This window comes from Priestia sp. YIM B13486, assembly GCF_042787865.1.
GTDB lineage: Bacteria > Bacillota > Bacilli > Bacillales > Bacillaceae_H > Priestia > Priestia megaterium.
The window spans coordinates 1-9,971 of record NZ_JBHZOZ010000028.1 but is presented as its reverse complement, the minus strand read 5'-3'; the positions used below and the strand labels follow the sequence as shown (position 1 = coordinate 9,971).

Sequence of the window (9,971 nt, the reverse complement as noted above, 5' to 3'; positions counted from 1 at the left end):
CAAGGATGTATAAAAAGCTGCATACTCCGGAAAAAGAACCCTCGGCGGAACCGTTCTGCGACAAGGGTTCTTTTTTGTGGTGTGTTCCGGAAAGAGACATTATGTTAACTAACTTTGTATATCGTATACAGCTTAAAAACAGAAAAAACCACTGGACCTAATCAGTGGCTTTTTCTATCCTCGTAAGGAATGGAGAGCTATTTTATGATGCCTCACGACGTCTTGAGTAGTTTGCTCAAGATATCAATAATTTATGTATCAAAAAGAAAAAACCAGCTAATTTGTCAGAGGTTGGTTTCCTTTAGAAATTCTACATATAATTAGTTTGCTGAAAAAACTATTAATTATCGGTCTGTATAAGAGTATATAGTCTAAAAAGAGAAAAAGCTCCTGTGCCTATTCAGGAGCTTTTTCAAAGGTCATGCTAGGTGAGATGATGATATTCATCATCTTGGGTAGTTTGCTCATATTATGAGAAGATATACAATGTTAAAACCCCTTAGAATTATAATCTTAAGGGATTTTAACATTGTAATAGAATTTAAAAACCTTCTTGACTTGCAAATGGAATATTTAATCTGTTTTCTACCACACGTAGTCTTTGATTTAACCTATTCAGACGGAATGTATGGCGTTCAACAATTTGATTTAGTCGGGCAATTTCTCTTGCTTGTTGCTGATTTTGTCTTTCAAGATTTCTAATTCTTCTTTCAAACCCTCCTAGATTTTGGGGCTGTTGCCTCTCAAATTCTTCTTGTTCTTGCTGTTGTGTATATAGTTCGCAATCATAAGGGATATAGTATTCAGTCTGTTGCGGAATATATCCAGGATAATAACTATATGGGTTCATCTGGTCATCTCTCCTCTAAATTTTCTAAATTGGGGTAAATACCCTATAACTTATGTAGTTATAGGAGAAGTGATAAGGGCAAAAGTCTAGGGATAACCTTCGAAAATTATTTAAGGGTCTTTTGATGCCAATAATGGTGATTATGTTAACTAAGGTTGTATAGAGTATTCATTATTTCTTTGGGTTAGGTTAATTGCCTATTATTATCCATGTGACATACCTTTAATTAGGCAACTGCATAGGATGAAAAGGTAAAATAAAACCATAAGAGGAGAATGAATATGCATCATAGATCACCTTATCACCATCAATGGCATTATCCGATGTATTATAATGTGAATCCAAATTGCTATAATTGGAATAATAATTATTCGAACAAGGGAGATTTTAATTACAAAAACGGCAAATTGAAAGATTACGGACCAAAGCCATTTGTCGTTAATATCAATGAAGCAACGAAGCAAAATAATATGTATCGTACTGCTTTATGGACTGGAACCAATTTGCAAGTTACTTTAATGAGTCTTAATGTTGGCGAAGATATCGGTTTGGAAATGCATTCTGACGTTGATCAATTCTTACGTATTGAACAGGGTCAAGGAATTGTTCAAATGGGCAAGAGTAAAAATAATTTAAACTTTAAAAGAAATGTCTATGATGATTCTGCAATATTGATACCTGCTGGAACATGGCATAATCTAACCAATACCGGTAATACTCCCCTAAAACTTTACTCGATATATGCTCCTCCTAATCATCCATTTGGCACTGTTCATGTTACTAAAGAAAATGCATTGGCTGCGGAAGAAGCCCACGATCATAGCAATGGAAATACATTGATTTCTGGCAAGACTCCGGATGAATGGGTACGGTATACAGAATTTCTGGTAAATGAAGGACTAGAGGATGTTAAAAGAGGAATAAATGCTACACACATTCTTCAAGAATTTATTCTAATGGGAGTTCTTGTGGGAAAAGGGTATTCTCCTGAAAAAGCATATGAAATAGTAGAAGAATGGGAACGTACAGGGAAATCTAAACTTCTTCAGCAAAGCAAAAATATGTAGAGAGGATCTTCTTTTAGAAGATCCTTTTTCATTACCGATAATTTTGATTATGTTAACAGACGGTATATCAAAAAAATAAGAAAGAAGGTTATTCTCTAGAGTAGCCTTCTTTCTTATGAGATTGGAGTGTAAGATGAAACAAACATGTTTTTTACATTAGATTATTTATCTTAAACCTAATGATGTAAATTTAGCATCTAGATCTTTTTGAACTACATGATCGTTTACAATTTCAAAAGTAATATACTTAAATCCTTGTACATTGGCTACTACGGCAAAAGCGAATACATCGTCTGTATTACTCCCAAACCCACAATTTGAGTAATTGATAGATTCTAATGGACGAAATGCTTGTATCATTACTGGATTAGAAGTACCAGGAGGTAGTTCAGAAAAAGGAGGAATATATCGCACCACATATACCCCTGGTTTTTGTGTGTTTTTAGTAACTGTAAAATCACCCTCTATTTTTTGAGGGTTTTCTCCATTTGCTGGAATAAAACCAGATACAATTGCAGGCTGTGGAAATTGAGGTATTGATATATTAGATGGGTCAGATTGACAGTAATTACGTTGTGAATAGGATTGACAATAATTACATTGGCAACAGTTGTTGTTGTGATTACATTGACAATGATTAGATTGGTTTTCTCTTGAACACATTTTATCACCTCTTTTCATGGGTATATTTCTTTTTAACTGGAATAACTAAGTTACATCACCTTCAACTAGTCCGAATGCTGCAAATTGAACATCTAAATCCTTTTGAACTATTTGATCATCTATAATTTGAAAGGTAAGGTATCTAAAACCGTCTGTATTATAATTTAGTACAGACGCGAATACATTAGGAGAAAGTCCAAATGAGTCTGTATTGTTGCAATTATTGGATGTTAATGGAAGGAATGCTTGTATCATTATCGGATTAGATAGACCTGGGATAAGCGCATCAAAACGAGGGTTATATCGTACAGTGTATACTCCTGGAGCCTCGGTACTTTTAGTAACTACAAAATCACCCTCTAATTTTCTAGGGTTTTGTCCGTTTGCAGGAATGAAACCGGATATAGTTTTACCTACTAGTTGAGTAGTAAGTGCATTTGATTGACAATTATCACATTGACAATTATTAGAGTAGAAGTTGTTATGCCTGTTTTGTCTTTTAGCCATTTTTATCACCTCCTTAGCTTGTCTCATAGTCATGGTATGTTTTAGTAGAGAAAATGATTGTGCATATAATAAAAAGAGGCTATTATCTTCCATTTGTGTAGTAATTAAAACCTTATTTGATATGCATTTTTCTGCTATACATATCGCTACTTTTCAGTTGATATTCACAAACACCTTAAGGGATTTGTTTGAGATAAAAATTTTTATGTGCGTTATAAGATAAATTATTTTTTTGTGTTTCTTAGAAAAGTTATAGCAGGAAATATCATTCCTGCATTTGAATACTAGTACTATACTTTTAAAACGGAAGTGGGGGCTAGTATGATGCTGGTAAAAAAGATGTTAAATGGAATTATGATGAAAGAAATCACAATTAAAGAATTAGCTGATCAGTATGATGTAAGTACTCGTACTATCCAATTAAGAATTAAGAAACTAGGATATGAATGGGACAGTAAGCAAAGTATTTATCGTTATGTTGGGGAAGAACCAGAACCTTTAGAAGTTGATTTTAATACCCTTATTTCTAAAAATAGTAAAGCGCCAGCAGAACAAAAGCAAGCTAACAGTGAAGTAGCAGCTAGTGTTAGCTATCTGAATGAAAGTGAAAGTACTAGCAGTAGCCTTTCAAAAGCTAGTACGACTACTAGCAAAGTAGATGCAATTGATATCTTACTTCAGAATCCAAAAGACCGTTCTAAAAGAATATATAGAGGATTTTATTTTGATGACGACGTTTTAAGTATTATTGATCGAGTTCCTAGGAGTTATAAATCTGAATTGGTGAACGAAGCTTTGAGAAAAGTATTTAAAGAAAAAGGGTTGTTAGACTAAAAAACTCACCTACATTTTAGGTGAGTTTTCTTGCTTATTCTACAAATAGGGTTTGCAAAAATGTAGGATTTGGTAGAAAATTAGACATAAGAAAAAGCCCTCAAGTTTTCGACGACTCCGAGGACTTTCTCTAAAAAATATTAAGAAGGGATTAACCTTCAACTACATAACTTTATAAATGTATTCTAACACAATTAGGTTAGTTCCTTCCACTACTAAATGGAGGAATTTAAAAATGCAAAAAGCATTGCAAGAAGCCGAAAAAAAAGCTAGATTACGAGAAATTGAAAACGGTAAAGTTCTAAGTGAAGAAGAATTAAACTATGCAAACGAACTTCAAGCCAAAGCTAATTCAAAGGGAATGAAGTTGGTTCCGGAAAGAAAAATTAAGAATAAAGTGAGGTTTGTACAGTTGATTCAAGAAAATATTTTATATTTAAGGGATATAAAATACTTAACTACTGCAGAGAAAAACTTTTTAATGGATTTAGTTCCTAATGTTGAATTTTCTTCTAACTGTATAGTTAATGATTCTAGACAAGTTAATTCACTTCCCGTTACTCAAAGTGATCTTGCAGAAATATTAGGAAAAAAGAAACAAAATGTAAATCCGATTATAAAAGGGTTGATTGATAAAGGTATTTTAGCAAGATCAGAAAGCGGAATAGAAGATAATAATGTCAGGGCATATGCTTTATTTATTAATCCTCACATTATGTTTTCTGGAGATAAAGACAATATAAATGGAACACTAAAAGCTATGTTTAGAAAAACACCTAAAGAATTAAAGAATCTACCTATTAGATTATTTTAAGAACCTGTAACAAGGTTCTTTTTTTTGTATTTCCGTAGTAATGAAAAATCATTACCAAAGTAATGATTTTTCATTACTACGGAAATAGACTAAAACCCTTTAGTATCAAGTGTTAAAGCCATGTTTAAAAAGTCTTCTCTTCTCACTCTATATTAAATAGCAATTCGCTGATAGAATTGCAAGGGTCTTTTTATACTTTTTTCGTTAGAAAAAAACATATTAAAATGTCTTGAACTTAATACATATGAAAAACCATTATGGCTATTTTTCATACAAGGTTCGAGTAGTATTTTTTAAGGAAATCACTTAAAAAATCTCCACTCTTTTCTCCTTGTATTTCAAATTTCGGCAGGAATGGTTATATCGCCAAGCCGAACATACCCAAAACGAAGTTAAAGATGCTCGGCTTACGACGGCCATTATACCTGCCGAACCGCCAGAGCAACTGTCCAAAATTCTACTCTTTTTCATAACATATCTACACTATTTTTAAAGCCAGCCTCACACCCCAAAACGAAGGCGGCCACGTGATTCTAAAATATAAGTCTAAATCATCTTTTAAAAGGAACTTTTCTTTTATATATCGAATGACATATCATAGGACATAGCAGGAGGTTGTGCGATATGTCAGGTGACACAAAGAATCAGCAAAAGGTTTATACAGCAAGGGAAGTCGCTACCCTTTTAGCGATACAGAATACTACTGTTCGTAAGTATTCTCAGCTGCTCGAAAAAGCAGGGTACCATATCCATAAAAATGAGTTGGGCCACAGAGGTTTCTTTGATAAGGATGTAATTGTTTTACGTAAGATTAGAGAGTTGATAAAGCACCCTGATATGTCACTGGATCAGGCTATAAATGCAGTAATATCAACGGTTGGCGAAGACGATGTGTCAGGCCGTGACACAGAGGAATTAGTGACATATCAGGGGACACAACAGTATGAGCAATTACTAAAACAATTTGAAGATTTTAAAGAAGAACAAATGAAATTTAACCAAGAATTATTGAAGCAAATTCAACAAAGAGATGAATACATTTCAAAAAGATTAGATAGCAGGGATCGTGAACTTTTAGATGCTGTTAGAGGAATGCAAGAAACTCAAAAGCTTATTGCTGCCAGTGAAGAAAAGAAAAAGAAGTGGTGGGAGTTTTGGAAATAAAAAAAGACTGCTGGTTATTCAGCAGTCTTTTTTTATTTGGATGGTTAGTTTCCGTTAACATCTTAATCTCTACTTTAATTATAACCCTATTTGAAAATTATTTATAGACTGTTTTTCCACTTATGTCCGGCCTTATACTGTTATATGCAAGTCAAAAAGTATAAGGGGTGTGGCTATATGAATGACAAGAAAAATGTCTTGGATCCTGGTCCGTTTTTTCATGGTACTAAAGCAGAACTAAAAATTGGAGACTTGCTTGAACCATTGTATTTGTCTAATTATCAGGATAAAAAATCTAACCATATCTATTTTACTGGAACATTAAACGCTGCTAAATGGGGTGCTGAATTAGCAAGATCTAATTCAAAAGAAAGAATTTACATTGTAGAACCATTAGGCGATTTTGAAAATGATCCAAATTTAACTGATAAAAAGTTCCCTGGAAATCCAACACGTTCTTATAGATCTAAATCTCCCTTGAAAATAGTAGCTGAATTAGGTTCATGGGAAAGACATTCCGATGAAGAAATAAATCATATGCTTACATCTTTAAAAAAGTTAAGTGAAGAAGGAAAGAATGTAATATACGATTGATTCTCATATGAGAGATAATGTCTTGATTCCTGGAGTAAACATATAGCATACCTACGATGAAGGCCGCCTTATAAATGTATATATAATAGGCAGCCTTTGTTGTGACTATGACTTGAAGGAGGAAACCTTTATTAATAAGAATAGGAGTTTTCTACTGATTGCTGTCGTTGTCAATATTGCTATATGGATCTTCGTCCAGGAACAAATGACAAATACAAAAGCTGACCATGCTATTCTATCCATCAACCAACCAAAGATATGTGAATGAATATCGAGGGTCTGTCAACGGTAAATCGCAAGACCGGCAGGTCGAGAATTTAAGGAGTTGATAGACTCACTAGACCCAAACCCTCTTGGCACTCAAACAACCCCGTTTGTTTGACGCCAACCGGCGAGGGAGCCCCCTCAAAAAGTGAGGGGGTTGGGGGAGTTTTTTAGATGGGGTTAAGGGGGAGAATTCCCCTTACAGGTGGTGGACGGCGTCCACGGTCTTTATGAAAAAGGGCATCCGTTGAGGATGTCTTTTTTCATTTTGGCGGAGCCAAACACAGGGAGGAATCCGACCGCCACCTCGTAGAGCGCGCTCCCAATTTGATCGAAGATGAAAAATTGGTGTAGTGCGTTACACCAAATTTAAAGTTGTGGTATGCTAGACCCAAGTACAGTGGTCGAAATGGGGGATTGAGGGATGGCCAAATATGGGATTATCCGCATGCAAAAGTTCCACAAAGACGCAATATTGGGGATCCAGAAACACAACCAACGAGAAGGCGAGAACAGTAAAAATAAAGACATCGATTCAAACAGAACGATGCTCAACTATGATTTTGTGAATGAGGACAAAATTAAGTATTATGAAGAAATTAAGAAGATGACGGCCACCCGTGTGAAACGAAAAATCAGGAATGATGCCGTCCTGGTGGCAGAATTCTTTGTGTCGGCCAGTCCAGAGTATATGCATGCGATGTCGTTAGACGAGCAGCGTAAATATTTTGAAGCCTCACTAGATCATATTGCCGGTAAGTATGGTCAACAGAACATTTTATATGCCGTGGTACATAACGACGAAGCGACGCCACATATGCATGTGGGGTTTGTGCCCATTACGGACGATCGACGCTTGGCGGCGAAAGAGTTTTTTCACGGCAAAACCAAGATTCGTAGAATCCAGGATGACTTCCATAACTACATGAACAAACGTGGCTATGATATTGAGCGTGGCGAGCCAAGTGAGCTGCAGCATAAGAGTGTGCATGAGTTTAAGAAACAAGAACGCGAAAAAGAGCTAAAGCATTTGCAACAACTAGTGGCTCACAAGGAAAAAGAGCTTCAACAGATGGACAATTTAGTGGAGTTGAAAGCAGCACCACCCGTTGAGATACGTAGCGAGAGACGGATTGAAGAGTTATGTAGCCAAGCTATTGAAGTAGAGGCGGCCAAGAGTGTCATGGGTTCCAAAGTGAAAGTGGAAGAAGTAGATTTTCATGAGCTTATGAGTCTCACAAAAGAGCTGCAGCAAACATTGGCGGCCGAGCATGAGCGCACGCATGCATTGAGTCATGAAGTTGATCACTACAAGAAAGAGAATAAAGTATTAAAGCATGATTTAAGTGAGACAAAGCAAGAATTAGAGATATACGTGGCGCATCAAGATGGCGAAGTCGAGAAGGCGAAAAAACAAATGCGTCAGAAGCTTGTCCGTGATTTTTCAGTTGAACAAAAGGAAAATGTAAAAGATGAGGTTAAGAGAGAACTAGATACGCAATATAAAGCTCATATAAGCTCTCTCAGCGATGATTTAATGATTGAGAAGCAGAAACATGAGAAAACGAAAAAAGAGCTTGTACAGGCAAATAAACTGAATGACAGTTTAACAGAAATGAACATTGATTATATAGCGAATTATGTCCCAAAAGAAGAGCTTGATAAAGCGCATCAAGAGGTTAATGAATTACGAAAAGAAAATAAGACATTAAAAGCCTGGAAGGAAAAAGCATTGAATTGGATTGATAAGCATGTTGAAAGGATAAAACAGGTTTCCTTCTTTCAACATGTCGGTGGGATTCAAAAACGTAACAAAAGGCAAGATCAAGAAATTGAAAGATAATAATACAAATAATCTAGCTAAGAACAGTAAGTATAAGAGCAATTTGAGTTATCAGTATCTCTTTTAAAGTAGAATCAGTACAGGTCGAGTGTTGGTTTAGTAAAGATAATAACTCTCTGTTGAATAAAAAAAGTTCGTCTCTAGTCAACATAAGATTTCTCCTCCTTTTTTGAGAGTGTTTATGAGCATAAAAAAAGCTACCTTATCTCTATGGGCGTTTGCTTTACATAGAAAGAAGGTAGCTTTTTCACAGGGTTCACACGTATAACAAATAACGGAAAGATAACTGCAAATTAATAGTATCATCTTTTTTCCATAAAGACTATATTTTTCCTAAGTGGGGGGTTGGAAAAGTACTAGATAAGTAATAGAAGGATCATAATGAGGATTTAGAAGGAGCAATAAAGATATAAAAAAAGCTATTTCAGTCTTATTGGCATCGGAGTGATATAGCTCTTTTTATATTACATTCAAGAGTGTTCTGGTTCGTCATGGATATCTTTATATGTGAAGTGTATCACAAACTTCTTTAGTTGTGAAGGTGAAAATCAAAATTTGTATGACAAGTTTTGATTTTAAGATAAAATTCCGTTGTATAAGGACATTTGTATACTGTAAAATATTTGTATGAACATAAAAAGATAAAATGAATACAAGGTTGATCGCTTTTAGAATGATCAACCTTTATTTGTTTTGCTATTAAAAGCAAATGGGTGAGGGGAATAGTGGAGTCTCATAAAGTGATTTTAAAAGAAGCTTTAACAGTTGAGATTGAAAAAGAGAGAAAATCTTTGGTAGAAACGGCATTTAAAGAGGGTTTTACGAGTAGCAATACGGTAGAGATTAGTCAATTTATTGATGAAATGTTAAATGAATTAGAAAAGATTAAATAGAGCTATTGAAAATAATAAAAAAGCAACCTCGGCATTGGCCAATGAACGAGGTTGCTTTTTTTGTAAGGGTTTGTTCATACGTATCCGAAGTATGAAACATAAGTAGATTACCACGTTCTGTAATTAAAGGCTATTTTTAATATGTTGCTGTATATGTATAAAAAGAAGCTCCTATCTAACGGGCACATTAGATAGGAGCTTCTTTTTTGATTCTTTAACAGATTAATCCGTTAATAGATCATCATCTCAATTTTGAATATTATCAGAATATCCTGTAAAAGTGTACTAAAAAAAAGAGGTAATTTTACCTGGAAATACTATATTTTTTTAATTAGCATATGAATAAAAGGTGCACTTTTTATTCATTCTTTCACTAATCGCTTACTGAAAAAACGTTGGTCTATCAAGGATGTATAAAAAGCTGCATACTCCGGAAAAAGAACCCTCGGCGGAACCGTTCTGCGACAAGGGTTCTTTT

General features: G+C 34.8%; 10 protein-coding genes. 7 read left to right on the top strand and 3 right to left on the bottom strand.

What is annotated here, in order from left to right:
• Nucleotides 1-541: 541 nt before the first annotated feature.
• Nucleotides 542-850 (bottom strand): hypothetical protein, encoded by a 309-nt coding sequence (locus tag ACFX4G_RS28035; RefSeq protein ID WP_377578336.1) that lies wholly within the window; start codon nt 848-850, stop codon nt 542-544.
• A 281-nt stretch (nt 851-1,131) separates the two neighbouring features.
• Between ACFX4G_RS28035 and ACFX4G_RS28030 the strand changes: the two genes are divergently transcribed.
• Nucleotides 1,132-1,917 carry a cupin domain-containing protein gene (locus ACFX4G_RS28030; protein ID WP_377578333.1) on the top strand — a complete coding sequence of 262 codons (786 nt, stop codon included), beginning with the start codon at nt 1,132-1,134 and terminating at the stop codon, nt 1,915-1,917.
• A 165-nt stretch (nt 1,918-2,082) separates the two neighbouring features.
• Here the strand turns inward: ACFX4G_RS28030 and ACFX4G_RS28025 are convergent, their stop codons facing one another.
• Both ACFX4G_RS28025 and ACFX4G_RS28020 read right to left on the bottom strand, forming a co-directional pair.
• Nucleotides 2,083-2,580, bottom strand: coding sequence for a hypothetical protein (locus ACFX4G_RS28025; protein WP_377578330.1), 498 nt, complete (start codon nt 2,578-2,580; stop codon nt 2,083-2,085).
• A gap of 45 nt (nt 2,581-2,625) precedes the next feature.
• Nucleotides 2,626-3,087, bottom strand: a complete 462-nt coding sequence (locus ACFX4G_RS28020; protein WP_377578327.1) for a hypothetical protein — start codon at nt 3,085-3,087, stop codon at nt 2,626-2,628.
• Between the two features lie 321 nt (nt 3,088-3,408).
• On the opposite strand from ACFX4G_RS28020, the gene ACFX4G_RS28015 reads away from it, so the two are divergent.
• The 6 genes from ACFX4G_RS28015 (at nt 3,409) to ACFX4G_RS27990 (ending at nt 9,493) form a co-directional block, all read left to right on the top strand.
• Nucleotides 3,409-3,921, top strand: a complete 513-nt coding sequence (locus ACFX4G_RS28015) for a hypothetical protein (protein ID WP_377578324.1) — start codon at nt 3,409-3,411, stop codon at nt 3,919-3,921.
• 235 nt (nt 3,922-4,156) lie between these two features.
• Nucleotides 4,157-4,735: a MarR family transcriptional regulator gene (locus ACFX4G_RS28010; protein ID WP_047749693.1), complete on the top strand. Its 579-nt coding sequence runs from the start codon at nt 4,157-4,159 to the stop codon at nt 4,733-4,735.
• Between the two features lie 624 nt (nt 4,736-5,359).
• The gene (locus ACFX4G_RS28005) at nt 5,360-5,899 is read left to right on the top strand and encodes a DUF3967 domain-containing protein (protein WP_377578321.1); all 540 of its coding nucleotides are present in this window, start codon (nt 5,360-5,362) and stop codon (nt 5,897-5,899) included.
• Between the two features lie 177 nt (nt 5,900-6,076).
• The gene (gene arr / locus ACFX4G_RS28000) at nt 6,077-6,493 is read left to right on the top strand and encodes an NAD(+)--rifampin ADP-ribosyltransferase (RefSeq protein ID WP_003220022.1); all 417 of its coding nucleotides are present in this window, start codon (nt 6,077-6,079) and stop codon (nt 6,491-6,493) included.
• Between the two features lie 688 nt (nt 6,494-7,181).
• Nucleotides 7,182-8,600, top strand: coding sequence for a MobV family relaxase (gene mobV, locus ACFX4G_RS27995; protein ID WP_377578318.1), 1,419 nt, complete (start codon nt 7,182-7,184; stop codon nt 8,598-8,600).
• A 740-nt stretch (nt 8,601-9,340) separates the two neighbouring features.
• Nucleotides 9,341-9,493 carry an aspartyl-phosphate phosphatase Spo0E family protein gene (locus ACFX4G_RS27990; RefSeq protein ID WP_237075592.1) on the top strand — a complete coding sequence of 51 codons (153 nt, stop codon included), beginning with the start codon at nt 9,341-9,343 and terminating at the stop codon, nt 9,491-9,493.
• Nucleotides 9,494-9,971: the final 478 nt, after the last annotated feature.

Coding starts and splice junctions, on each gene's coding strand:
- ACFX4G_RS28035 (WP_377578336.1), bottom strand. CDS start 850: ATGAACCCATATAGTTATTATCCTGGATATATTCCGCAACAGACTGAA.
- ACFX4G_RS28030 (WP_377578333.1), top strand. CDS start 1,132: ATGCATCATAGATCACCTTATCACCATCAATGGCATTATCCGATGTAT.
- ACFX4G_RS28025 (WP_377578330.1), bottom strand. CDS start 2,580: ATGTGTTCAAGAGAAAACCAATCTAATCATTGTCAATGTAATCACAAC.
- ACFX4G_RS28020 (WP_377578327.1), bottom strand. CDS start 3,087: ATGGCTAAAAGACAAAACAGGCATAACAACTTCTACTCTAATAATTGT.
- ACFX4G_RS28015 (WP_377578324.1), top strand. CDS start 3,409: ATGATGCTGGTAAAAAAGATGTTAAATGGAATTATGATGAAAGAAATC.
- ACFX4G_RS28010 (WP_047749693.1), top strand. CDS start 4,157: ATGCAAAAAGCATTGCAAGAAGCCGAAAAAAAAGCTAGATTACGAGAA.
- ACFX4G_RS28005 (WP_377578321.1), top strand. CDS start 5,360: ATGTCAGGTGACACAAAGAATCAGCAAAAGGTTTATACAGCAAGGGAA.
- arr (WP_003220022.1), top strand. CDS start 6,077: ATGAATGACAAGAAAAATGTCTTGGATCCTGGTCCGTTTTTTCATGGT.
- mobV (WP_377578318.1), top strand. CDS start 7,182: ATGGCCAAATATGGGATTATCCGCATGCAAAAGTTCCACAAAGACGCA.